We start from the raw sequence: 24,117 nt of genomic DNA, 5'->3' as shown, positions 1-24,117 counted from the left end.
CTGGGTGATCGCAATTACCTGAAGGGCCGGATCAGCACAAAAAAAGATAACCCCCCTCGTTCTGTTTATTTTCCCGCTTCGTGTACTTCGCTAGTCAGCCCGTGTAATCGACACCCAGTACCGGGTGTAATAGCGAACCTGAATGGGCAACGATGCCTGTAGATTGGCCAGCACGGCATCCGTGGCATTCAGGCGTAACGTACCGGACACCCGAAGCTGCCGCGCCTTTTCCTGACAGTGCAAGACACCGGGACGATAGCGGCTCAGTTCCTCGATGACGTCTCCCAAGGGCGCATCGAGGACAATGAGCTGGCCATTTACCCAGGCCGCTTGTGAGGCAGCGTAGGACTGGATAAACCCCATGCCTTGGCCGTTGAAGTCAGCCTGTTCGCCGGCTTTCAGGATACCAGCGCTGCCCAGCGTGCCATCCGGCGATACGCGCACCCGATCTTCCAGCACGCCTACCCGGGTGCGGTTCGACAGTTGGCGTACGGTGAATCGCGTGCCCAGCGCCTCGATGCGACCATCGCCAGTCTCGACAAGAAAGGGCCGTGTGTCCTTGAGCTTGCCGGTCTGGACCAGGATTTCGCCGCTCAGCAGCCGGATCAAGCGGCGATGGGCGTCGAACGACACGTCGATGGCAGTCTCGGTGTTCAGATGAATCCGACTTCCGTCCGCCAGGTCGATGAAACGGCGCTGCCCCACGGCCGTCTTGTAATCGGCCCAGGCCGAGGCGAGCGTCCCGTGGTCCTGAAGGCTCCAGCCCACAGAGCCGGCGCCGCCGAGCAACATCAGCAGTTTGAGCACTTGGCGCCGGTGCTGCCCGGTGCCCAATGCGCGACGTGAAAGGTCCTGAGGCAGTGCTCCGAGATGGCGCTGCAGTTGTTCGATCTGGTGCCATGCAGCCTGGTGCGCAGGATCGCTGTCGAGCCAATCCTGCCAAGCCTGGCGTTCGGCGTGCGAAGGCGGTTGGTGCTGAAACTGCACGTACCAGGTGGCAGCCCTTTCGACTGTCTTGCGATCAGGCAGGGCAGGCATCAGCGTTCGGCCATGATAAGTGCGCATTCGGTGAGGGCACGCACCATGTGCTTTTTCACGGTGGTGAGGGACACCTTCAATTGCACGGCGATCTGTTGATAAGTCAACCCATCGATCTGCGACAACATGAAGATCCGCTGAGTACGTGGGCCCAAGGCTGCCAGGGCTTTATCCACAGTAACCAGGGTTTCGATGATCAGGGCCTTGTCTTCTTCGCTGATGGCCGTGGGTTCGGGTCGCGCGGCCAGGGACTCCAGGTAGGCCGCCTCGATAGCGTTTCTTCTATAACGATCAATCACCAGGCCTCGGGCCACCGTGGCCAGGTAGTCCCGCGGTTCGCGAATCTGCACGGCATTACGGGCTGCGAGGATCCGCACGAAGGTGTCATGGGCCACGTCTGCGGCATCGCAGGCGTTATTCAGCTTGCCCTTGAGCCACCCATAAAGCCACGAGTGGTGTTGCGCATAAATTCGCCCGATCGCGGCGGTATGGGAAGACGGGGGCATAGGGAATGAGGCGTTAATGATAATAGCTATTATTAGCCTCTGTTACGTTTTCTCACAATAGCTTCTGGCGTCGTTCCTCGAAGCTTTTCCAGCGGCCATTGCCCAGGCCGTTGTGCACAAGGACACAAAACGGACGACTAAGCCCTGTGAATAACTGCCCTTGAGAACCGTTGATAAACCCCTCTCAAAACTGAAGATAACCGCCTCTGTGGATAACCTACCGATTAATCCACAGGCTTACACCGGTTATCCAAGCCGCTCATGGCCACCTGGCCACAGGGTTTTGAATCTCTGTACAGTACGTAAATTAAGGATTGTAGAGATTTATCCACAGAAAGCTGGGTGTCTAAGAATAAACATAAAAACAAGGATTTTATAAATTTCTTTCTTTTTAATTTTTTTAACCGCGAGTTCTCCACAGCTGGTTAAATTTTGTGCAAAGGGTTCTTTAGAAAGGGCGAAGTCCCTATACTTGCCGACCTGGCTCGAAAAACGCCCATGGGCCAGAGTCAAAAACCTATTTTCCGAATTACCTGAATTAAGCAGGCACGAGGTGCGTGGTGGATTTCCCTTCCCGTTTTGAAGTGATCGTCATCGGCGGCGGTCATGCCGGTACCGAGGCAGCACTTGCATCAGCACGCATGGGGGCAAAAACCCTGTTGCTGACGCATAACGTGGAAACCCTCGGCGCCATGAGCTGCAACCCTGCCATTGGTGGCATTGGCAAAAGCCACTTGGTCAAGGAGATCGATGCCCTTGGGGGCGCGATGGCCATGGCCACCGATAAGGGTGGTATCCAGTTTCGCGTATTGAACAGCCGCAAAGGCCCAGCCGTGCGTGCTACTCGCGCCCAGGCCGACCGCATCCTGTACAAGGCCGCTGTCCGCGAAATCCTGGAAAACCAGCCGAACCTGTGGATATTTCAACAAGCGGCCGATGACCTGATCGTCGAGCAGGATCAGGTACGCGGTGTCGTGACGCAGATGGGCCTGCGTTTCTTCGCCGATTCCGTGGTGTTGACCACCGGGACCTTCCTCGGCGGACTTATCCACATTGGTTTGCAGAACTTTTCCGGCGGGCGCGCTGGTGATCCGCCGTCGATCGCTCTGGCTCACCGCTTGCGTGAGCTGCCATTGCGTGTCGGGCGCTTGAAAACCGGTACGCCACCGCGTATCGACGGTCGGTCTGTGGATTTCTCGGTGATGACCGAGCAGCCTGGCGATACGCCGATCCCGGTCATGTCGTTCATGGGCAACAAGGAACAGCATCCACGGCAAGTCAGTTGCTGGATCACCCACACCAATGCCCGCACCCATGAAATCATTGCGGCGAACCTCGATCGTTCGCCGATGTATTCCGCTGCCGGTGAAATCGAAGGCATCGGCCCGCGTTATTGCCCGTCGATCGAAGACAAGATCCATCGCTTTGCCGACAAGGAAAGCCATCAGGTCTTCATCGAGCCCGAGGGCCTGACCACCCACGAGCTGTACCCGAACGGCATCTCCACATCCCTGCCATTCGACGTGCAACTGCAGATCGTGCAATCGATTCGCGGCATGGAGAACGCTCACATCGTTCGTCCGGGCTACGCCATCGAGTACGACTACTTCGATCCGCGTGACCTGAAGTACAGCCTGGAAACCAAAGTCATCGGCGGGCTGTTCTTTGCTGGCCAGATCAACGGCACTACCGGTTACGAAGAAGCCGGTGCCCAAGGTTTGCTGGCCGGCGCCAACGCTGCGCTGCGCGCCCAGGGCAAGGACAGTTGGTGTCCGCGTCGCGACGAGGCGTACATCGGCGTGCTGGTAGACGACCTGATCACCCTGGGCACCCAGGAACCGTATCGGATGTTCACCTCCCGGGCCGAATATCGCCTGATCCTGCGTGAAGACAACGCCGACCTGCGCCTGACCGAGAAAGGTCGCGAGCTGGGTCTGGTGGATGACGTGCGCTGGGCCGCGTTCTGCAAGAAGCGCGAAGGCATCGAGCTGGAAGAGCAACGCCTGAAAAGCACCTGGGTTCGTCCCGGCACTGAGCAGGGCGATGCTATCGCCACCAGATTCGGTACGCCGCTGACCCACGAATACAACCTGCTCAACTTGCTGAGTCGTCCGGAAATCGATTACGCCGGGCTGGTGGAAGTGACCGGCCAGGGCGCGGAAGATCCGCAGGTGGCTGAACAGGTCGAGATCAAGACCAAGTACGCCGGTTACATCGACCGCCAGCAGGATGAAATCGCCCGCCTGCGCGCCAGCGAAGACACCAAGCTGCCTGTGGATATCGATTACACCGGTATTTCCGGGTTGTCGAAGGAAATCCAGAGCAAGCTCGGCGCCACGCGTCCCGAGACCCTGGGCCAGGCTTCGCGCATCCCGGGTGTGACCCCGGCGGCCATTTCCCTGTTGATGATTCATTTGAAAAAACGCGGCGCGGGCCGCCAGTTGGAGCAAAGCGCTTGAGTTCGATGGTCACCTCGCAACACGCCGAAGAGTTATCCACAGGTGCCCGACAGCTTGGCGTCAGCCTGACCGAAGCCCAGCACGCGCAGTTGCTGGGTTACCTGGCGCTGTTGATCAAGTGGAACAAGGCCTACAACCTGACCGCCGTGCGTGATCCGGATGAAATGGTCTCGCGCCATTTGCTCGACAGTCTCAGCGTCATGTCCTTCATCGAAGACGGTCGCTGGCTGGACGTGGGCAGCGGCGGCGGCATGCCGGGAATCCCGCTGGCGATCCTGTTTCCCGACTCGCAAGTGACCTGCCTGGACAGCAACGGCAAGAAAACCCGCTTCCTGACCCAGGTCAAACTCGAACTCAAGCTGGATAACCTGCAAGTTATCCACAGTCGCGTCGAAGCGTTCCAGCCTGCCGAGCCGTTCAACGGGATCATTTCCCGGGCGTTCAGCAGCATGGAGAACTTCAGCAACTGGACTCGCCACCTGGGCGACGCCAATACGCGCTGGCTGGCAATGAAGGGCGTTCATCCGGCCGATGAGCTGGTAGCATTGCCGGCAGACTTCCACCTCGATAGCGAACACGCCCTGGCCGTACCCGGTTGCCAAGGCCAACGCCATCTGCTGATACTGCGCCGCACGGCATGATTGGGAACACAAGCAAGAATGGCTAAGGTATTCGCGATAGCGAACCAGAAGGGTGGTGTGGGCAAGACCACCACCTGCATCAACCTCGCAGCATCCCTGGTCGCGACCAAGCGCCGGGTGCTGCTGATCGATCTCGATCCACAGGGCAACGCCACCATGGGTAGCGGTGTGGATAAACATGGCTTGGAAAACTCCATCTACGACGTCCTGATCGGTGAGTGCGATCTGGGCCAGGCCATGCATTTTTCCGAACACGGCGGTTATCAACTGCTGCCGGCCAACCGCGACCTGACGGCGGCCGAAGTGGTCCTGCTGGAAATGCAGATGAAGGAGAGCCGCCTGCGCAGTGCGTTGGCACCGATCCGGGAGAATTACGACTACATCCTGATCGACTGCCCGCCGTCGCTGTCGATGCTCACGCTCAATGCCTTGGTGGCCGCCGATGGCGTGATCATCCCCATGCAGTGCGAGTATTTCGCCCTGGAAGGGTTGAGCGACCTTGTGGATAACATCAAGCGCATCGCCGAGCTGCTGAACCCGGAGTTGAAGGTCGAAGGCCTGCTGCGGACGATGTACGACCCGCGCCTGAGCCTGATGAACGACGTCTCGGCTCAGCTCAAGGAACATTTCGGCGAGCAGCTCTACGACACGGTCATCCCGCGCAACATCCGCCTGGCCGAAGCGCCGAGCTACGGCATGCCGGCGCTGGCCTACGACAAACAATCCCGTGGTGCGCTGGCCTACCTGGCCCTGGCCGGCGAGATGGTTCGCCGCCAGCGCCGTAATCCACGCACCGCTGCAGCCCAGCCAACTTAAGGAATCCCCATGGCCGTCAAGAAACGAGGTCTCGGACGTGGACTGGATGCACTGCTCAGCGGTCCTACGGTCAGTTCGCTGGAAGAACAGGCCGTGCAGGTGGATCAGCGTGAGTTGCAACACCTGCCGCTGGACCTGATCCAGCGCGGTAAATACCAACCGCGCCGGGACATGGATCCCCAGGCGCTGGAAGAATTGGCCCAGTCGATCAAGAACCAGGGCGTGATGCAGCCGATCGTGGTGCGTCCGATCGCCAATGGCCGTTTCGAGATCATTGCCGGTGAACGCCGTTGGCGGGCCAGCCAGCAGGCCGGCCAGGAGACCATTCCGGCGATGGTGCGCGATGTGCCCGATGAAGCCGCCATCGCCATGGCGCTGATCGAGAACATCCAGCGTGAAGACCTCAACCCGGTCGAAGAAGCGGTGGCCCTGCAGCGCTTGCAGCAGGAATTCCAACTGACCCAGCAACAAGTGGCCGAGGCCGTGGGCAAGTCGCGTGTGACCGTGGCCAACCTGCTGCGGCTGATTGCATTGCCGGAAGTCATCAAGACCATGCTGTCCCATGGCGATCTGGAGATGGGGCATGCCCGGGCATTGCTGGGATTGCCGGAAAATCAACAGGTTGAAGGGGCGCGACACGTTGTCGCACGCGGTCTCACCGTGCGCCAGACCGAGGCACTGGTCCGCCAGTGGCTCAGTGGCAAACCAGCCCCTGTCGAACCCTCCAAACCCGACCCGGATATCGCCCGCCTCGAACAGCGCCTGGCCGAGCGCCTGGGCTCTGCGGTGCAGATTCGCCACGGCAAGAAGGGCAAGGGGCAATTGGTGATTGGTTACAACTCCCTCGATGAGCTGCAAGGTGTCCTTGCACACATTCGCTGAAACAATTGCCCTTGTAGCGCGCAGTCGGAAATCACTACCTGGCAGTTGAATAGGGGCAGAACCGCCCCTATACTCTGCGCGCATTTTGTCGGCACAAATTATGCCAAGTTATTGAATTATGGCGGCCGACCCTTGGAGAGCAAAAGCGATGGAAACCCGCACGCCAAACCGCTTGCCGTTCCATCGTCTGGCAGTTTTCCCGGTATTGATGACTCAGTTTGTCGTTGTACTGATCGCCACATTGGCGCTCTGGCAATGCAAAGGTGTCGTCGCCGGATACTCAGGTCTTTGCGGAGGCCTGATAGCCTTGCTCCCCAATATTTACTTTGCTCACAGGGCCTTTCGGTTTTCCGGCGCCCGAGCAGCCCAGGCTATCGTCCGGTCTTTCTATGCCGGTGAAGCGGGGAAACTGATTTTGACGGCAGTGCTGTTTGCACTGACGTTTGCAGGTGTGAAGCCATTGGCGCCGCTGGCTGTATTCGGCGTCTTCGTGCTGACCCAACTGGTCAGCTGGTTCGCTCCCCTGCTGATGAGAACAAGACTTTCGAGACCTTAGGGCGTTTGAGGCAACCATGGCAGAGACAACCGCTTCGGGCTATATCCAGCACCACTTGCAGAACCTGACCTTCGGTCAGCTACCCAACGGCGGCTGGGGCTTTGCCCACTCCGCAGCAGAAGCCAAGGAAATGGGCTTTTGGGCTTTCCACGTCGATACCCTCGGCTGGTCGGTCGCACTGGGCCTGATCTTCGTTTTCCTTTTCCGCATGGCGGCAAAGAAGGCGACCTCCGGCCAGCCTGGTGCACTGCAGAATTTCGTTGAAGTACTGGTCGAATTCGTCGATGGCAGCGTGAAAGACAGCTTCCATGGCCGTAGCCCGGTGATCGCACCGCTGGCGCTGACCATCTTCGTCTGGGTGTTCCTGATGAACGCCGTCGACCTGGTACCGGTCGACTGGATTCCTCAACTGGCCATCCTGATCTCCGGCGACCACCACATCCCGTTCCGCGCCGTGTCGACCACCGACCCGAACGCGACCCTGGGCATGGCGTTCTCGGTTTTCGCACTCATCATTTTCTATAGCATCAAGGTCAAGGGCATCGGCGGCTTCATCGGCGAACTGACCCTGCACCCGTTCGGCAGCAAGAACATCCTGGTTCAAGCCCTGCTGATCCCGGTGAACTTCCTGCTGGAATTCGTGACCCTGATCGCCAAGCCGATTTCCCTGGCCCTGCGTCTGTTCGGCAACATGTATGCCGGCGAGCTGGTGTTCATCCTGATCGCCGTGATGTTCGGCAGCGGCCTGTTGTGGCTCAGCGGCCTGGGCGTCGTCCTGCAGTGGGCGTGGGCTGTGTTCCACATCCTGATCATCACCCTGCAGGCGTTCATCTTCATGATGCTGACCATCGTCTACCTGTCGATGGCGCACGAAGAAAACCATTAAGGCCAGTCTCGACTAGTCTGATGTCCTTCCCGGTCAAACGGGAAGGAGCCCGAACAGGGCTGATGAAACGATTTGTTTTACCCGCTTTAAATTAAAAAAACCTAAACCATACGACGTAAAAGTCGGGAGGAAAGATGGAAACTGTAGTTGGTCTAACCGCTATCGCTGTTGCACTGTTGATCGGCCTGGGCGCACTGGGTACCGCAATTGGTTTCGGCCTGCTGGGCGGCAAGTTCCTGGAAGGCGCTGCGCGTCAACCGGAAATGGTTCCTATGCTGCAAGTCAAAATGTTCATCGTTGCCGGTCTGCTCGACGCCGTCACCATGATCGGTGTTGGTATCGCTCTGTTCTTCACCTTTGCGAACCCGTTCGTTGGTCAGATCGCTGGCTAATTACTCGGATTCTTCGAGTAGTTTGATGTGATGGACAACGTAACTGCGAGGTGTTGGCGTGAACATTAATGCGACCCTGATTGGCCAGTCCGTTGCGTTCCTGATTTTTGTACTGTTCTGCATGAAATTCGTATGGCCTCCGGTCATTGCGGCATTGCACGAACGTCAAAAGAAGATCGCTGATGGTCTGGACGCTGCCAGCCGAGCAGCTCGCGACCTGGAGTTGGCCCATGAGAAAGTGGGTCAGCAACTGCGCGAAGCGAAAGCTCAGGCAGCTGAAATCATCGAGCAAGCCAAGAAACGCGGTACCCAGATTGTCGACGAAGCCCGTGAACAGGCTCGCGTCGAAGCTGACCGTGTGAAGGCTCAGGCTCAAGCCGAGATCGAACAGGAACTCAACAGTGTCAAAGACGCGCTGCGTGCCCAAGTGGGTAGCCTGGCCGTTGGCGGTGCTTCGAAGATCCTGGGTGCCACAATCGATCAAAACGCGCACGCAGAGCTGGTTAACCAACTGGCTGCTGAAATCTAAGCGAGGGCGATCATGGCAGAACTGACCACGTTGGCCCGACCTTACGCTAAGGCGGCCTTCGAGCACGCTCAGGCCCACCAGCAACTGGCCAATTGGTCAGCCATGCTCGGCCTGGCTGCAGCGGTGTCGCAAGACGACACCATGCAGCGCGTGCTCAAGGCCCCGCGACTGACGAGCGCAGAAAAGGCCGCCACGTTCATTGACGTGTGCGGCGACAAGTTCGATGCCAAGGCACAGAATTTCATTCACGTCGTTGCCGAAAACGACCGTCTCCCGCTTCTGCCGGAGATCGCCGCTCTTTTCGACCTGTACAAGGCTGAGCAAGAGAAGTCGGTAGACGTGGAAGTGACCAGTGCTTTTGCATTGAACCAAGAACAGCAAGACAAACTCGCCAAGGTTCTCAGTGCACGACTCAACCGGGAAGTGCGCCTGCAAGTCGAGGAAGACAAGTCCCTGATTGGGGGCGTTGTCATCCGCGCCGGCGACCTGGTTATCGATGGCTCGATTCGCGGCAAAATCGCGAAACTTGCCGAAGCATTGAAATCTTGAGTTTGAAGGGGCAGCAGAGCAATGCAGCAACTCAATCCTTCCGAAATAAGTGAAATTATCAAGGGCCGCATCGAAAAGCTCGATGTGACCTCCCAAGCCCGTAACGAAGGCACTGTCGTCAGCGTATCTGACGGCATCGTGCGGATTCACGGTCTGGCCGACGTCATGTACGGCGAAATGATCGAGTTTCCGGGCGGCGTCTACGGTATGGCCCTCAACCTGGAGCAAGACTCTGTAGGTGCCGTGGTACTGGGCGCATACACGACTCTGGCTGAAGGCATGAGCGCCAAGTGCACTGGCCGCATCCTCGAAGTTCCGGTAGGTAAGGAACTGCTGGGTCGCGTTGTCGACGCACTGGGTAACCCTGTTGACGGCAAAGGTCCGCTGAACAACACCGAGACCGACGCGGTCGAGAAAGTTGCTCCTGGCGTGATCTGGCGTAAGTCGGTAGACCAGCCTGTCCAGACTGGCTACAAGGCTGTCGATGCCATGATCCCTGTCGGCCGTGGCCAGCGCGAGCTGATCATCGGTGACCGTCAGATCGGTAAGACCGCTCTGGCGATCGACGCGATCATCAACCAGAAAAACAGCGGCATCTTCTGCGTCTACGTAGCCATCGGTCAGAAACAATCGACCATCGCCAACGTGGTTCGCAAGCTGGAAGAAAACGGCGCCCTGGCCAACACCATCATCGTGGCAGCCAGTGCTTCGGAATCGGCCGCACTGCAATTCCTGGCACCGTACTCCGGTTGCACCATGGGCGAATACTTCCGCGACCGCGGTGAAGACGCGCTGATCGTTTATGACGATCTGTCCAAGCAGGCAGTGGCTTACCGCCAGATCTCCCTGCTGCTGCGCCGTCCACCAGGCCGTGAAGCCTACCCAGGCGACGTGTTCTATCTCCACTCCCGTCTGCTGGAGCGCGCTTCCCGCGTTTCGGAAGAGTACGTCGAGAAGTTCACCAACGGCGCAGTGACTGGCAAGACCGGTTCCCTGACCGCCCTGCCGATCATCGAAACCCAGGCTGGCGACGTTTCCGCGTTCGTTCCGACCAACGTGATTTCCATCACCGACGGTCAGATCTTCCTGGAATCGGCCATGTTCAACTCGGGCATCCGTCCTGCTGTGAACGCCGGTGTTTCGGTATCCCGTGTAGGTGGTGCCGCTCAGACCAAGATCATCAAGAAGCTGTCCGGTGGTATCCGTACCGCCCTGGCCCAGTACCGTGAACTGGCGGCATTCGCCCAGTTCGCTTCTGACCTGGACGAAGCGACCCGTAAGCAACTTGAGCATGGTCAGCGCGTTACCGAGCTGATGAAGCAGAAGCAATACGCACCGATGTCGATCGCTGACATGGCGCTGTCGCTGTATGCCGCTGAGCGTGGGTTCCTGACTGACATTGAAATCACCAAGATCGGCAGCTTCGAACAAGCGCTGATTGCTTTCTTCAACCGCGATCACGCCGATTTGATGGCCAAGATCAACGTGAAGGGTGACTTCAATGACGAAATCGACGCTGGCCTGAAGGCTGGTATCGAGAAGTTCAAGGCCACCCAAACCTGGTAAGCCGCAGCGGGAGCCGCAAGGCTCCCGCTTGCTAACCTGATAGGTGTTACATGGCAGGCGCAAAAGAGATTCGCAGTAAGATTGCGAGCATCAAAAGCACGCAAAAGATTACCAGCGCCATGGAAAAAGTGGCGGTCAGCAAAATGCGCAAGGCACAAATGCGCATGGCTGCTAGCCGTCCTTATGCGGAGCGCATCCGCCAGGTGATTGGTCATCTGGCCAACGCCAACCCGGAATACCGCCACCCGTTCATGATCGACCGCGCCGTCAAGCGCGTCGGTTACGTCGTGGTGAGCAGTGACCGTGGTCTGTGCGGTGGCTTGAACACCAACCTGTTCAAGGCCCTGGTCAAGGACATGGCGGTAAACCGCGAACAAGGCGTCGAGATCGATCTGTGCGTGGTCGGTAGCAAGGGTGCGGCTTTCTTCCGCAACTTCGGCGGTAACGTCGTCGCTGCTATCAGCCACCTGGGTGAAGAGCCGTCGATCAATGACCTGATCGGCAGCGTCAAGGTGATGCTGGATGCTTACCTGGAAGGCCGGATCGACCGCCTGTCCGTGGTATCCAACAAGTTCATCAACACCATGACGCAACAGCCGACCGTGGAGCAGTTGATTCCACTGGTGGCGACCCCGGAACAGGAACTCAAGCACCACTGGGACTATCTCTACGAACCGGATGCCAAGGAGCTGCTCGACGGCTTGATGGTCCGCTACGTGGAGTCGCAGGTCTACCAGGCGGTGGTCGAGAACAACGCAGCTGAACAAGCCGCGCGGATGATCGCGATGAAGAACGCTACCGACAACGCCGGTGATTTGATCAGCGATTTGCAGCTGATCTACAACAAGGCGCGTCAGGCTGCGATCACCCAAGAGATCTCGGAAATCGTCGGCGGCGCTGCCGCGGTTTAACGGTTCAAATATTCAGAGGATCCAGCTATGAGTAGCGGACGTATCGTTCAAATCATCGGCGCCGTTATCGACGTGGAATTCCCACGCGACAGCGTACCGAGCATCTACGACGCCTTGAAGGTTCAAGGCGCCGAAACCACCCTGGAAGTCCAGCAGCAGCTGGGCGACGGCGTGGTTCGTACCATTGCGATGGGCTCCACCGAAGGCTTGAAGCGCGGTCTGGACGTCAACAACACTGGCGCAGCCATCTCCGTACCGGTCGGTAAAGCGACCCTGGGCCGGATCATGGACGTACTGGGCAACCCGATCGACGAAGCGGGCCCGATCGGCGAAGAAGAGCGTTGGGGCATTCACCGTCCTGCGCCGTCTTTCGCTGAACAAGCGGGCGGCAACGACCTGCTGGAAACCGGCATCAAGGTTATCGACCTGGTTTGCCCGTTCGCCAAGGGCGGTAAAGTCGGTCTGTTCGGTGGTGCCGGTGTAGGCAAGACCGTAAACATGATGGAACTGATCCGTAACATCGCCATCGAGCACAGCGGTTATTCCGTGTTCGCCGGTGTGGGTGAGCGTACTCGTGAGGGTAACGACTTCTACCACGAGATGAAGGATTCCAACGTTCTGGACAAAGTGGCACTGGTCTACGGCCAGATGAACGAGCCGCCGGGAAACCGTCTGCGCGTAGCCCTGACCGGCCTGACCATGGCCGAGAAGTTCCGTGACGAAGGTAACGACGTTCTGCTGTTCGTCGACAACATCTACCGTTACACCCTGGCCGGTACCGAAGTATCCGCACTGCTGGGCCGTATGCCTTCGGCAGTAGGTTACCAGCCGACCCTGGCTGAAGAGATGGGCGTGCTGCAAGAGCGCATCACTTCGACCAAGCAAGGCTCGATCACCTCGATCCAGGCGGTATACGTACCAGCGGACGACTTGACCGACCCGTCGCCAGCGACCACCTTCGCCCACTTGGACGCCACCGTCGTTCTGTCCCGTGACATCGCTTCCCTGGGTATCTACCCAGCGGTAGACCCACTGGACTCGACTTCCCGTCAGCTGGACCCGAACGTGATCGGCACCGAGCACTACGAGACCGCTCGTGGCGTTCAGTACGTGCTGCAGCGCTACAAAGAGCTGAAGGACATCATCGCGATCCTGGGTATGGACGAGCTGTCGGAAACCGACAAGCAGTTGGTAGCCCGTGCTCGTAAGATCCAGCGCTTCTTGTCGCAGCCGTTCTTCGTGGCTGAAGTCTTCACCGGTGCCTCGGGTAAATACGTTTCCCTGAAAGACACCATTGCTGGCTTCAAAGGCATCCTCAACGGTGACTACGACCACCTGCCAGAACAAGCGTTCTACATGGTCGGCGGCATCGAAGAAGCGATCGAGAAAGCCAAGAAACTGTAATCCCGGCGCCCGGCAACGGGCGCTAATTTAGGTTGAGGCAATCAGATGGCTATGACAGTCCATTGCGATATCGTCAGTGCGGAAGGGGAAATTTTCTCCGGTCTGGTCGAGTTTGTGGTTGCGCACGGTGAACTGGGGGATCTTGGTATCGCCCTGGGGCACGCACCGCTGATCACCAGCTTGAAGCCAGGTCCGATTAGTCTGACCAAGCAGGGCGGGGAAAAAGAGGTGTTCTACATCTCGGGTGGTTTCCTCGAGGTTCAGCCGAACATGGTCAAGGTCCTTGCCGACACCGTGCAACGTGCTGCCGACCTGGACGAAGCCTCCGCTCAGGAAGCCGTCAAGGCTGCCGAGAAGGCCCTGCACGAAAAAGGCGCAGACTTCGACTACGGTTCTGCTGCTGCACGTCTGGCCGAGGCCGCAGCCCAGCTGCGCACCGTCCAGCAGATCCGCAAGAAGTTCGGCGGCTAAGCCGTCCGCTTTCTGCGTGATTGATTAAAAAGGGTAGCCTCGGCTACCCTTTTTCTTTTTCCGACACTCATCATCTGGTCGCAGCCGCTGACCACCCAGGATTGGTAGCCAGTCATGTCTCTCGAAATCGTTATCCTCGCGGCCGGTCAAGGCACCCGCATGCGCTCGGCGCTGCCCAAGGTACTGCATCCGGTGGCGGGGCGTTCCATGCTTGGCCATGTTATCCACAGCGCTCGGCAACTTGATCCACAGCGCATCCATGTCGTGATCGGCCACGGCGCCGATGCCGTTCGTGAACGCCTGGCCGCCGATGACCTGAATTTCGTCCTGCAGGACAAGCAACTGGGGACCGGCCATGCCGTCGCCCAGGCCGTGCCGTTCATCACCGCCGACACGGTGCTGATCCTGTATGGCGACGTACCGCTGATCGAGGTCGACACCCTGCAACGCCTGCTCAAGCAGGTTGCGCCACAACAGCTGGGCCTGCTGACCGTCGAGCTGGATGACCCCACGGGTTACGGGCGCATCGTGCGCAATGCCGACGGCCAGGTCACCGAGATTGTCGAGCAGAAGGACGCCAACCAGGCCCAACTTGCTATCACCGAGGGCAACACCGGGATTCTCGCCGTACCGGCCGGGCGCCTGGGTGACTGGATGAGCCGCCTTTCGAACAACAACGCCCAGGGCGAGTATTACCTGACCGATGTGATTGCCATGGCGGTCGCGGACGGCCTGGTGGTGGCCACCGAGCAACCCCTGGATGCCATGGAAGTGCAGGGCGCCAACGACCGCCGGCAGTTGGCCGAGCTGGAGCGTCATTATCAACTGCGCGCCGCCCGCCGCCTGATGGCCCAGGGCGTGACCCTGCGCGACCCGTCCCGTTTCGATGTGCGCGGTGAGGTCAGCGTGGGCCGCGATGTGGTCATCGACATCAACGTCATCCTCGAAGGGAATGTCGTGATCGAAGACGATGTGGTCATCGGCCCGAACTGTGTGATCAAGGACAGCACCCTGCGTAAGGGCGTGGTGGTCAAGGCCAACAGCCACCTGGACGGTGCGGTCATGGGCGAAGGCAGTGACGCCGGCCCGTTCGCCCGGTTGCGTCCTGGCTCCGTGCTGGAGGCGCGTGCCCATGTGGGTAACTTCGTCGAGCTGAAGAACGCGCACCTGGGCGAAGGCGCCAAGGCCGGTCACCTGACCTACCTGGGCGACGCCGAGGTCGGCGCCCGCACCAACATTGGCGCCGGCACCATCACGTGCAACTACGATGGCGCGAACAAGTGGAAGACCGTGTTGGGGGAGGACGTGTTCATCGGCTCCAACAACTCCCTGGTGGCGCCTGTGGATATCTCCAGCGGCGCGACGACAGCAGCCGGGTCGACCATCAACCAGAATGTGGATAAATCGCAACTGGCCGTAGGGCGCGCGCGTCAGCGCAACATCGATAACTGGAAGCGTCCAGAGAAAATCAAGAAGTCCTAAGTTGTCCACAACCCCTGTGGGAGCGGGCTTGCTCGCGAAAGCGTCGTGTCAGTTCATGCTGTACTGTCTGATTCGACCCCTTCGCGAGCAAGCCCGCTCCCACATTGATCTAATGATTTCTGAATTTTTCTGCCCCCGCCTTGACGATTGCACGGCAATAGGTTTTGATTGCTTACGTTATCTTTCGAATCGAAACTTATCTCGCCATGTCGAAACGCAATACGCCACAGCGCCGCCACAATATCCTTGCCTTACTCCAGGAGCAGGGTGAGGTCAGTGTGGATGAGCTGGCCAAACGCTTCGAAACCTCGGAGGTTACGATTCGCAAGGATCTCGCCGCCCTGGAAACCAACGGCCTGTTGCTGCGCCGCTACGGTGGCGCTGTGCCGATGCCGCAGGAGCTGGTGGCCGACAACGGGAAAGCCGTCTCCAGCTACAAGCAGGCGATTGCCCGGGCCGCTGTGAAGCGGATCCGCGAACACGCGCGCATCATCATCGACAGCGGCAGCACCACGGCGGCCATGATCCCTCAACTGGGCCAGCAGCCCGGGCTGGTAGTCATGACCAACTCCCTGCACGTCGCCAGGGCCCTGAACGAGCTGGAGCACGAACCGGTGCTGTTGATGACCGGTGGCACCTGGGACCCGCATTCCGAATCATTCCAGGGCCAGGTCGCCGAACAGGTCCTGCGTTCCTATGACTTCGACCAGTTGTTCATCGGTGCCGACGGTATCGATCTGGTCCGTGGCACCACCACCTTCAACGAACTGCTGGGCCTGAGCCGTGTGATGGCTGAGGTTGCCCGCGAAGTGATCGTGATGGTGGAGGCCGACAAGATCGGCCGCAAGATCCCCAACCTGGAACTGCCGTGGAGCAGCGTCCATACCCTCATTACCGATGATCGCCTGCCCGTAGAGGCCCGCGATCAGATTCAGGCCCGCGGCATCAATGTGATCTGCGCGTCTGTCAGCCAGGAGAAATAACATGTGTGGAATTGTCGGCGCCGTTGCTGAACGTAATATCACTGCAATCTTGATCGAAGGCCTCAAGCGCCTGGAATATCGCGGCTACGACAGTGCCGGCGTGGCGGTTTTCACCAACGACCAGACGCTTGAGCGGATGCGCCGCCCGGGCAAGGTCAGTGAGCTGGAGCAGGCGCTGGACGCCGAGCCGCTGGTCGGTCGCCTTGGCATCGCACATACCCGCTGGGCCACCCATGGCGCGCCGTGCGAGCGTAACGCCCACCCGCATTTCTCCGGCGGCGACCTGGCGGTGGTGCACAACGGCATCATCGAAAACCACGAGGCCCTGCGTGAACAGCTCAAGGCGCTCGGCTATGTGTTCACTTCGGACACCGATACCGAAGTCATCGCCCACCTGCTCAACCACAAGCTCAAGGACCTGGCGGACTTGACCGCAGCCCTCAAGGCGACCGTCAAGGAACTGCACGGCGCCTATGGCCTGGCGGTCATCAGCGCCAAACAGCCGGATCGCCTGGTGGCGGCCCGCAGCGGCAGCCCGTTGGTGATCGGCCTCGGCCTTGGGGAAAACTTCCTGGCGTCCGACCAGTTGGCCCTGCGCCAGGTCACCGACCGCTTCATGTACCTGGAAGAGGGCGATATCGCCGAAATCCGCCGCGACAGCGTGCAAATCTGGGACATCGAGGGCAAAGCCGTCGAACGTGAAACCGTTCAGTACCGCGACGGCGCCGAAGCCGCCGACAAGGGCGAGTTCCGTCACTTCATGCTCAAGGAAATCCATGAGCAGCCAGCCGTGGTGCAACGCACCCTGGAAGGACGCATGAGCCAGACCCAGGTGCTGGTCCAGGCCTTCGGCCCGCAAGCGGCCGAGCTGTTCGCCAAGGTGCGCAATGTGCAGATCGTCGCGTGCGGCACCAGCTATCACGCCGGCATGGTCGCCCGTTACTGGCTGGAAGAGTTGGCCGGGATTCCGTGTCAGGTCGAAGTGGCCAGTGAGTTCCGTTACCGCAAGGTGGTGGTGCAACCCGATTCGCTGTTCGTCACCATTTCCCAGTCCGGCGAAACCGCCGACACCCTGGCGGCCCTGCGCAACGCCAAGGAGCTGGGCTTCCTCGCCAGCCTGGCGATCTGCAACGTGGGCATCAGCTCACTGGTGCGTGAATCCGACCTGACCCTGCTGACCCAGGCTGGCCGCGAGATCGGCGTGGCGTCGACCAAGGCGTTCACCACCCAGTTGGTCGGCCTGCTGCTGTTGACCTTGTCGTTGGGCCAGGTGCGCGGCACGTTGGCCGAGGGCGTCGAGGCAAAACTAGTGGAAGAACTGCGCCGCCTGCCGACGCGCCTGGGCGAGGCCCTGGCGATGGACAGCACCGTGGAAAAAATCGCCGAGCTGTTCGCCGAGAAAAACCACACCCTGTTCCTCGGCCGTGGCGCGCAATTCCCGGTGGCGATGGAAGGGGCCTTGAAGCTCAAGGAAATCTCCTACATCCACGCCGAAGCCTACCCTGCCGGCGAGCTCAAGCATGGCCCGTTGGCCCTGGTGGACAACGACATGCCGGTGGTCACCGTGGCACCGAACAACGAGCTGCTGGAAAAACTCAAGTCCAACCTGCAGGAAGTGCGCGCCCGCGGCGGCCAGTTGATCGTCTTTGCCGACGAAAAAGCCGGCATGACCAACGGCGAAGGCACCCACGTGGTGCACATGCCGCACATCCACGACATCCTGTCGCCGATCCTCTACACCCTCCCGCTGCAACTGCTGTCGTACTACGTGGCCGTGCTCAAGGGCACGGACGTGGACCAGCCGCGCAATCTGGCGAAGTCTGTGACGGTGGAGTGAGTCGTCCACCAAGAGCCAGGTTTCTTGGTGATTCTGCGTAATGAATCTGAGCGGGTTTAGCGCTGCTAAACCCGCTCATTCGTCCAAGCCGCATCGTCCTTTACGCATGGCTGGCGCTTCGCCAAATAGCTGAAGAGAACCCGACTAAACATCTGGGCTCATCTTGAGAAACCAAATTTGGGTTTGAAGGTATTTTTTCTTTTTTTTCTAAATATTAAAAAAATACTTTCACTTTTCCTCATTGGAAGCCGATATCAGGCATCTCTGTGCTAGTATTTTTTCAAATCCTCAAAGAAATTGAAAAAATACGGCCATGCCCAAAAAAACAGCACCCCTCATGCCATCCGCTGAGCGGCTCCTGCGCCAGCTTGGCGAACGGATCGAGCTGGCTCGTAAGCGTCGTAAGATCACTGCGACGCAAATGGCTGCGCGTGCGGGCATGAGCGCCCCAACGTTAAGGGCGCTGGAAAGTGGCAGTCCTGCTGTAACCATAGGGGCTTACGTCTCGGTATTGGTAGCCTTGGGCCTGGAGAAGGACCTTGAATTGCTCGCGCGCACGGATGAGTTAGGCCGTGATCTGCAAGATGCTGAATTGAAAGGGCGTTCTGCAGTCGAGCACATCAAGCCAAAAGTAAAGCTGCCGCAGTTTCATTGGGACAACTTGGTCAGCGTCTCAGCAAAAGATAATAGTTCTGCATCACCAGCCGCTTATAGCCGAAGCCAGACAAGCTCTGAACTCGCTAAGAAGCTTTTAGGGGAAGACGATGCCTGAAAGGATTTTCGTCTACGCAGACTGGAATGAAACAGCACCCGTACTGCTTGGAACCCTTCATTCCCGCAGATTGGCAGGATCCGAACGTATGGAGTTTGAGTACGCGCGGGCTGTTCTTCAAACCATTCACACTCAGATTGCGATAGACCCTCGGATTCAGCCTTACGAAGGGAGGCAATATCCAGCGAGAAATTGCTTTGGGTGCATATCGGACTCCTCGCCTGATCGATGGGGGCGACTGCTGATGGATCGTCGCTTGGAGCGGGATAAAAGAGCTGGAGTCGCACCGCAGGACGCACGGCTGTTTGACTCGGACTATCTCATCGGGGTTCACGACGCCTACCGGGTAGGGGGACTGCGTTTCAAAGTCGAGGAAGAAGGAGCGTTCCTTGATGCCCATATGGAGCATGCCGCCCCACCGATGGCCCGCATGCGTGAGCTTGAAGAGGCTTCGCGTCGATTCGAAGCTGGCGAGGATCGGGGTGCACAGGGTCAGGACTGGATTCGAATGCTCATCGCTCCAGGTGGTTCTCTGGGTGGAGCGAGGCCCAAGGCAAGCGTAGTTGATGACGATCAGGCTCTCTGGATAGGAAAATTTCCCAGTAATAGAGACGCCCACGACGTGGGCGGCTGGGAGATGGTCGTCAACACATTGGCTCAAGGCTGTGGGCTATATGTGGCTGAAGGAAAAGCGCAACGGTACGCGAGTGAGTATCACTGTTTCATGGTTAAGCGCTTTGACAGAACAGCAAGGGGGGGCCGACTTCACTTTGCTTCAGCGATGACCCTGACGGACCACCAAGATGGTGATGGGCATGATACAGGGGCCAGTTACCTGGAGATTGCAGAGGTATTGGTCAGGGAGGGAGCCGCTGCCGACGTAGATCTTCCCGAGCTTTGGCGAAGAATTGTTTTCAACATGCTGGTTTCGAATACTGACGATCATCTACGAAACCATGGCTTCCTATTGGAGCCAGGGCGCGGTTGGCGTCTTTCGCCTGCGTATGACATGAACCCTGTCCCTGGTGACACTGGCCTGAGGCTCAACGTTTCAGAGGCTGATAACGCCATAGACCTTGATTTGGCAATGAGCGTGGCCGGCTACTTCCGCGTCTCTGCTGACGATGCCAGACAAACCATCCAAAGATTCCAGGGCGTCGTCAGAAAATGGCCCAGGGTCGCGTGCTATCTGGGCATCTCAAGCAATGAGCAGGAGCGGATGGCGCCAGCATTTGCGCTTGCTCGCTAAGCGCTACTCCAGAAAACACCGGTCAAAAAGATAAACGCTGCCCGGCTTCAGGTTTTCCAGCGTGCGCTGGGGGCGGCCGCCGTCGCCGCTTTTCTTGCGCCCGGTCTCTTGCAGGTAGCCTGCTTCGGTCATCTTCAGCAGGCGCTGGCGCATGCTGGTCTTGAGTACCGGGCGTTCGAGCACCACAGAGAAGATGCCCACGGCTTGCGGCGCGCTGAACTCGGTGCCGAGGAACATCAGCGGCAGGCTGCTGTAGAGGGATTTGGACAACAGCCGTTCCTGGACGGCGGCCACCAGGCTGTTGTGATCGAAAGGCAGTTTGATCGCGGCATCCGCGACGTCCTTGAGCGGGAAGAAACCCTGGTGCTCGGCGAGCTGGACCGCCTCGCTGGCAATCGCCAGGTAGAACGTCGACGACGACCAGCAACGCGGGTCGCGGAAGGCGTCGCCAACGGTGCCGACCTGTTCGATCCAGGCCAGTGGCATCCCTACCTTGTTGGAGTGACGCAGGCGCTCCACTGCGTCGTTCAGCGTCAGGTCTTCAACCCCCCATTGACTACGATCCCGGGCAGCGCCCAGTGGCCGGCGAACGGTTCGGCCTCCCTGCGGTTCAAGAGAATTTCGATGGCCTGGGCTTGCCGGTTGAAGCGCAGCACGCAGAGGTCGATGGTATGCAGGTAATCGCGCGTGGGGGCGGTGCTATTGCGCATGTCGGTTTCCGTAGGTCGCATAAAGGTCATAGTTTAACGGGTCCATGCCCGGTGCCATCCAGTGGCTGGGCAGCGGTTCGCCCAGGGCCAGGCGTTCGCGCAGCAGTGTGCTGCGCACGTGGAGCCTTTCCTCCACGCACAGGATGGAAAAACGCTCCAGCAGGGCTTGGCCGCGATAGAAGCTCGGCAACTGCTCGGCCACATCCTGGCCCACCACCAGCGCGATCCGCTTGCCGTCCAGGGCCAGGCTGTCGGCGAGGTGGGCGAGCAGGGTGTAACTGTAGATGGGGCCTTCGACGCCACGGGCCACGAGCTGCTCCACCCGGCTGGCGCGCACTTCGGTGCGGCACAGCGGTTGGATGTGCTCGACGATCGACTCCAGCCACTTCATACGCACCTCATAGTCGACCATTCGTTTGCCGCAAGGGTGCCTGAAACTGGGGGCCACCAGTACTCGCCGGGCCTGGCGGGACGCCTCGATCATCACCTGGGCGTGGCCGGCGTGAGGCGGATTGAAGGCACCGCCATAAAGCGCAATCTCGAACATGGCTGATCCTCTATTGGTACGTGACGTGTACTTTATCACCAAAGATCTCAAACGACATCTTCCGGATCCCATATTTAATAGATATGGGCGTGAAAAAATTTTGCAGACGAAGCTTGTTGTGAAAGTACATGTTGTGTACTGTATCGACCATGAACAGGAGAAACCCAGCATGAACAGCCTGACTCGCAAAACCGCTTCCTTTGATGTCGATGCGCAAAAGAGCTTTACCCCGCTCTGCCCTGATGAGCTGCCGGTGCCTGGCGGCGAGCAGATCGGCGGTGAGTTGAACTTCATCGCGTCCCTGGCCAGCCTGCGCATCGGCAGCAAGGATGCCCACTCGCCCCAAGCGCCCTGGGTGGTCGCCGACCATGCGCAGATGCTCAAGCCCACCGGGCTCGCGCACGCCGACATCACATGGGTCAGTCACTGTGTGCCCGGCACCGAAGGTTTCACCCTGCTGGACGAACTGCCGACGCCTTACGACTACGACTATTTCATCTGGAAGGGCGTCGAGCCGGACCTGCACCCGTACGGCGCGTGCTACCACGACTTGCACGGCAAGCTCTCTACCGGGGTGATCGAGTACCTCAAGGGCCAAGGTGTCGAGCAGGTCATCGTCGGCGGGCTGGCGCTGGATTTCTGCGTCAAGACCACCGCGCTGCAACTGGCGGGCGCCGGGCTCAAGGTGATCATCCACTTGCCGGCCTGCCGGGCCATCAGCGAGGAGGGCGCCCTCCAGGCCATCCGGGATATGCAGCAAGCGGGCATCGCGGTGGCCGCGACTCGCGAAGAAACCGTTCAACTGGCAAGCGTGTAAGGAAGACCCATGGACAGCGCATTCGATTCAAGCAACGGCACCATCCAGAGCCTTTTGGATACCGACTACTACACCTTCACCATGATGCAGGCGGTCTTGCACCAGCACCCCAACGTGGAAGTGGAATACCAGTTCATCGTGCGTTCCAAGGAGCGGCTTGGCCACCTGATCCCGCAGATTCGGGTCGAACTGGAGAAACTCGCCGGCTTGCAACTGCGCGAAGGCGAGCAGCGGTTCCTGTTCAACAAGCGTTTTCGCGAGTACCTGACCGCCGACTTCGAACAGTTTCTTGGCCTGTTCCGCTTCAATCTGCGCTACATCCATGTGTCGGAAGTCGACGGCCAACTGCATATCCGCGTCCGTGGCCCGATGTTGCACTGCATCATGTTCGAGCAACCGGTACTGGCCATGGTCAGTGAGTTGCGCAACCGCGAGAAGTACCCGGATGTCGAGTTGGCCGACGTCACCCGCAAGCTGTACCAGAAGTTCGAATGGCTGGAGAAAAACGCCAGCCGTGAAGAGCTCGCCGAGTTCCGTGTCTCGGACTTCTCCACCCGTCGGCGGCTGTCGTTCCGGGCCCAGCGCGAAGTGGTGAACGTCATGCGCAGCGATTTCCCTGGGGTTTTTGTCGGCACCAGCAACGCTCACCTGGCCTACGAGTTCGACCTGCCGCTGATCGGCACGATGGCCCACCAGTGGCTGATGGTGCACCAGCAACTGGGCCGGTTGCGCGAGAGCCAGAACGCCGCGCTGGAAAACTGGGTACGCGAGTATCGCGGCCGCCTGGGCATCGCGCTCACGGACTGCATCAGCACCGACTTCTTCCTCAAGGACTTCGACCTGTACTTCGCCAAGCTCTATGACGGCCTGCGCCAGGATTCCGGTGACCCTATCCTCTGGGCTGACAAGGTGCTGGACCGCTACAAGGTGCTGGGTGTCGATCCGCGCACCAAGGACCTGATGTTTTCCGACGGCCTCAATTTCGAAAAATGCCTGCCGATCCTGCGGCATGTGCGTGGCAAGGCCAAGTTCGGCTTCGGGATGGGCACCAGCCTGGCTTGCGATGTCGACGGTGTCGAGCCGCTGAGCATCGTCATGAAACTGGTGCGGGTCCATGGCGAGCCGGTCGTGAAGTTCTCCGACGATCCGGTCAAGAACGTCTGTGAGGATGTTTCGTTCCTGCGGTACGCCGCTCAAGTGTTCAACGTTGCCCTGATCAATCCACAACTGGGAGCCTGATATGACTTCGCTTGTGCAACAGACCATTGCCCGGGAACTGGGCATCGATCGCCAACTCAAACCAGGCGGTGAAGCCGCCGAGATCGCCCGTCGCGTCGCGTTCATCCAGCAGGTTCTGCGCGAGTCGGGTTGTACGTCCCTGGTGCTGGGCATCAGCGGCGGCGTCGATTCGCTCACGGCCGGGTTGCTGTGCCAGAGGGCGGTCAAGCAACTGCGGGATGAAAACCACGAGGCGCGTTTCATTGCCGTCCGGTTGCCCTACAAGGCCCAGGCCGACGAACAGGATGCCCAGGCAGCCCTGGATTTCATCCAGCCGGACGTGATCACCACGTGCAACATCGCCGCATGCGTGGACGGGCTGATGGCCGATATCGTCCTCGACGGCTTGCAGCCTTCGGCAGCGCTCACCGACTTCGCCAAGGGCAACGCCAAGGCCCGGGCCCGGATGCTGGCGCAATACGCCATCGCCAACCTGAGCCAGGGATTGGTGGTGGGCACCGATCATGGCGCGGAGGCGGTGATGGGCTTTTTCACCAAGTTTGGCGACGGTGCATGTGACCTGGCGCCGTTGTCCGGGCTGACGAAGACCCAGGTCCGCGGGTTGGCCGACGCCCTGGGCGCCCCGGCGCACCTGGTGCACAAGGCGCCGACCGCGGACCTGGAGGACCTGGCCCCTGGCAAGCTGGATGAAGACGCCTATGGCTGCCGCTACGAGGAAATCGATGCGTACCTGATGGGCGAAGAGGTCTCGCCCGAGGCGCAACGGATCATCGAGGGCGCCTACGCCAGGACGGCGCACAAGCGAGCGCTGCCCCGGGTCCCGGCCGTGCCGATTGACGGCGAGGCCGCCTGAACAGTGTTTAATGGGACACGGA

At 59.4% G+C, this 24,117-nt stretch carries 24 protein-coding genes and 1 pseudogene; 21 read left to right on the top strand and 4 right to left on the bottom strand.

What is annotated here, in order from left to right:
- Positions 1 to 90: 90 nt before the first annotated feature.
- Together KI241_RS27620 and KI241_RS27615 are read right to left on the bottom strand one after the other, a co-directional pair.
- The gene (locus KI241_RS27620) at positions 91 to 1,038 is read right to left on the bottom strand and encodes a FecR domain-containing protein (RefSeq protein ID WP_047739374.1); all 948 of its coding nucleotides are present in this window, start codon (positions 1,036 to 1,038) and stop codon (positions 91 to 93) included.
- On the bottom strand, positions 1,038 to 1,544 hold the full coding sequence (locus KI241_RS27615) for a sigma-70 family RNA polymerase sigma factor (RefSeq protein ID WP_042727811.1): 507 nt from the start codon (positions 1,542 to 1,544) through the stop codon (positions 1,038 to 1,040). Before KI241_RS27615 ends, KI241_RS27620 begins: the two co-directional genes overlap by 1 nt.
- A 560-nt stretch (positions 1,545 to 2,104) precedes the next feature.
- Here KI241_RS27615 and mnmG point away from each other — a divergent pair.
- The 18 genes from mnmG to KI241_RS27525 all read left to right on the top strand — a co-directional run bounded on the left by mnmG (position 2,105) and on the right by KI241_RS27525 (position 19,929).
- Positions 2,105 to 4,003, top strand: coding sequence for a tRNA uridine-5-carboxymethylaminomethyl(34) synthesis enzyme MnmG (gene mnmG / locus KI241_RS27610; protein WP_212803198.1), 1,899 nt, complete (start codon positions 2,105 to 2,107; stop codon positions 4,001 to 4,003).
- Positions 4,004 to 4,008: 5 nt separating this feature from the next.
- The gene (gene rsmG, locus KI241_RS27605) at positions 4,009 to 4,644 is read left to right on the top strand and encodes a 16S rRNA (guanine(527)-N(7))-methyltransferase RsmG (RefSeq protein WP_199925106.1); all 636 of its coding nucleotides are present in this window, start codon (positions 4,009 to 4,011) and stop codon (positions 4,642 to 4,644) included.
- A gap of 18 nt (positions 4,645 to 4,662) precedes the next feature.
- Positions 4,663 to 5,460 carry a ParA family protein gene (locus KI241_RS27600; protein WP_003187199.1) on the top strand — a complete coding sequence of 266 codons (798 nt, stop codon included), beginning with the start codon at positions 4,663 to 4,665 and terminating at the stop codon, positions 5,458 to 5,460.
- A gap of 9 nt (positions 5,461 to 5,469) precedes the next feature.
- Positions 5,470 to 6,342, top strand: a complete 873-nt coding sequence (locus KI241_RS27595) for a ParB/RepB/Spo0J family partition protein (RefSeq protein ID WP_042727808.1) — start codon at positions 5,470 to 5,472, stop codon at positions 6,340 to 6,342.
- A 148-nt stretch (positions 6,343 to 6,490) separates the two neighbouring features.
- Positions 6,491 to 6,898, top strand: a complete 408-nt coding sequence (locus tag KI241_RS27590; RefSeq protein WP_042727807.1) for a F0F1 ATP synthase subunit I — start codon at positions 6,491 to 6,493, stop codon at positions 6,896 to 6,898.
- Between the two features lie 16 nt (positions 6,899 to 6,914).
- On the top strand, positions 6,915 to 7,784 hold the full coding sequence (gene atpB, locus KI241_RS27585; RefSeq protein ID WP_024777786.1) for a F0F1 ATP synthase subunit A: 870 nt from the start codon (positions 6,915 to 6,917) through the stop codon (positions 7,782 to 7,784).
- A gap of 134 nt (positions 7,785 to 7,918) precedes the next feature.
- The gene (atpE, locus tag KI241_RS27580; protein WP_003097235.1) at positions 7,919 to 8,176 is read left to right on the top strand and encodes a F0F1 ATP synthase subunit C; all 258 of its coding nucleotides are present in this window, start codon (positions 7,919 to 7,921) and stop codon (positions 8,174 to 8,176) included.
- A gap of 58 nt (positions 8,177 to 8,234) precedes the next feature.
- A complete protein-coding gene (locus tag KI241_RS27575; RefSeq protein ID WP_030139033.1) occupies positions 8,235 to 8,705 on the top strand; it encodes a F0F1 ATP synthase subunit B in 471 nt (156 codons plus the stop codon).
- A 12-nt stretch (positions 8,706 to 8,717) separates the two neighbouring features.
- Positions 8,718 to 9,254: a F0F1 ATP synthase subunit delta gene (locus KI241_RS27570; RefSeq protein ID WP_003187192.1), complete on the top strand. Its 537-nt coding sequence runs from the start codon at positions 8,718 to 8,720 to the stop codon at positions 9,252 to 9,254.
- Positions 9,255 to 9,275: 21 nt separating this feature from the next.
- Entirely contained in the window at positions 9,276 to 10,820 is a 1,545-nt protein-coding gene (gene atpA / locus KI241_RS27565; protein WP_042727806.1) for a F0F1 ATP synthase subunit alpha, read from the top strand.
- A gap of 50 nt (positions 10,821 to 10,870) precedes the next feature.
- Entirely contained in the window at positions 10,871 to 11,731 is an 861-nt protein-coding gene (gene atpG, locus KI241_RS27560; protein WP_030139034.1) for a F0F1 ATP synthase subunit gamma, read from the top strand.
- Between the two features lie 27 nt (positions 11,732 to 11,758).
- On the top strand, positions 11,759 to 13,135 hold the full coding sequence (gene atpD / locus KI241_RS27555) for a F0F1 ATP synthase subunit beta (protein WP_042727805.1): 1,377 nt from the start codon (positions 11,759 to 11,761) through the stop codon (positions 13,133 to 13,135).
- Positions 13,136 to 13,180: 45 nt separating this feature from the next.
- Positions 13,181 to 13,606 (top strand): F0F1 ATP synthase subunit epsilon, encoded by a 426-nt coding sequence (locus tag KI241_RS27550; protein WP_024777790.1) that lies wholly within the window; start codon positions 13,181 to 13,183, stop codon positions 13,604 to 13,606.
- Positions 13,607 to 13,720: 114 nt separating this feature from the next.
- Complete coding sequence (glmU, locus tag KI241_RS27545) at positions 13,721 to 15,088, top strand: bifunctional UDP-N-acetylglucosamine diphosphorylase/glucosamine-1-phosphate N-acetyltransferase GlmU (RefSeq protein ID WP_212803197.1); 1,368 nt, start codon at positions 13,721 to 13,723, stop codon at positions 15,086 to 15,088.
- Positions 15,089 to 15,294: 206 nt separating this feature from the next.
- On the top strand, positions 15,295 to 16,071 hold the full coding sequence (locus tag KI241_RS27540; RefSeq protein WP_042727803.1) for a DeoR family transcriptional regulator: 777 nt from the start codon (positions 15,295 to 15,297) through the stop codon (positions 16,069 to 16,071).
- Position 16,072: 1 nt separating this feature from the next.
- On the top strand, positions 16,073 to 17,908 hold the full coding sequence (glmS, locus tag KI241_RS27535; RefSeq protein WP_047739378.1) for a glutamine--fructose-6-phosphate transaminase (isomerizing): 1,836 nt from the start codon (positions 16,073 to 16,075) through the stop codon (positions 17,906 to 17,908).
- A gap of 313 nt (positions 17,909 to 18,221) precedes the next feature.
- Positions 18,222 to 18,680 carry a helix-turn-helix transcriptional regulator gene (locus tag KI241_RS27530; RefSeq protein WP_042727801.1) on the top strand — a complete coding sequence of 153 codons (459 nt, stop codon included), beginning with the start codon at positions 18,222 to 18,224 and terminating at the stop codon, positions 18,678 to 18,680.
- Positions 18,673 to 19,929, top strand: a complete 1,257-nt coding sequence (locus KI241_RS27525) for a HipA domain-containing protein (protein ID WP_212803196.1) — start codon at positions 18,673 to 18,675, stop codon at positions 19,927 to 19,929. The genes KI241_RS27530 and KI241_RS27525 overlap by 8 nt, the downstream gene beginning before the upstream one ends.
- A gap of 3 nt (positions 19,930 to 19,932) precedes the next feature.
- On the opposite strand, the pseudogene KI241_RS27520 reads toward KI241_RS27525, so the two are convergent.
- A pseudogene (locus tag KI241_RS27520) lies at positions 19,933 to 20,639 on the bottom strand (NUDIX hydrolase).
- On the bottom strand, positions 20,629 to 21,186 hold the full coding sequence (locus KI241_RS27515; protein WP_042727798.1) for an adenylyltransferase/cytidyltransferase family protein: 558 nt from the start codon (positions 21,184 to 21,186) through the stop codon (positions 20,629 to 20,631). The pseudogene KI241_RS27520 and the gene KI241_RS27515 overlap by 11 nt, the downstream one beginning before the upstream one ends.
- A 169-nt stretch (positions 21,187 to 21,355) precedes the next feature.
- Between KI241_RS27515 and KI241_RS27510 the strand changes: the two genes are divergently transcribed.
- The 3 genes from KI241_RS27510 to nadE are packed head-to-tail and all read left to right on the top strand — an operon-like array spanning position 21,356 to position 24,095.
- The gene (locus KI241_RS27510; RefSeq protein WP_047739382.1) at positions 21,356 to 22,003 is read left to right on the top strand and encodes an isochorismatase family protein; all 648 of its coding nucleotides are present in this window, start codon (positions 21,356 to 21,358) and stop codon (positions 22,001 to 22,003) included.
- A 9-nt stretch (positions 22,004 to 22,012) separates the two neighbouring features.
- A complete protein-coding gene (gene pncB, locus KI241_RS27505) occupies positions 22,013 to 23,242 on the top strand; it encodes a nicotinate phosphoribosyltransferase (RefSeq protein ID WP_212803195.1) in 1,230 nt (409 codons plus the stop codon).
- A 1-nt stretch (position 23,243) separates the two neighbouring features.
- Positions 23,244 to 24,095 carry an ammonia-dependent NAD(+) synthetase gene (gene nadE, locus KI241_RS27500; protein ID WP_047739384.1) on the top strand — a complete coding sequence of 284 codons (852 nt, stop codon included), beginning with the start codon at positions 23,244 to 23,246 and terminating at the stop codon, positions 24,093 to 24,095.
- The last annotated feature ends 22 nt before the right edge of the window (positions 24,096 to 24,117 follow it).

The sequence above is a fragment of the Pseudomonas sp. Cab53 genome, assembly GCF_018325965.1.
In the GTDB taxonomy this organism is placed as follows: Bacteria; Pseudomonadota; Gammaproteobacteria; order Pseudomonadales; family Pseudomonadaceae; genus Aquipseudomonas; species Aquipseudomonas chlororaphis_E.
This window is presented reverse-complemented; position numbering and strand designations above follow the sequence as displayed.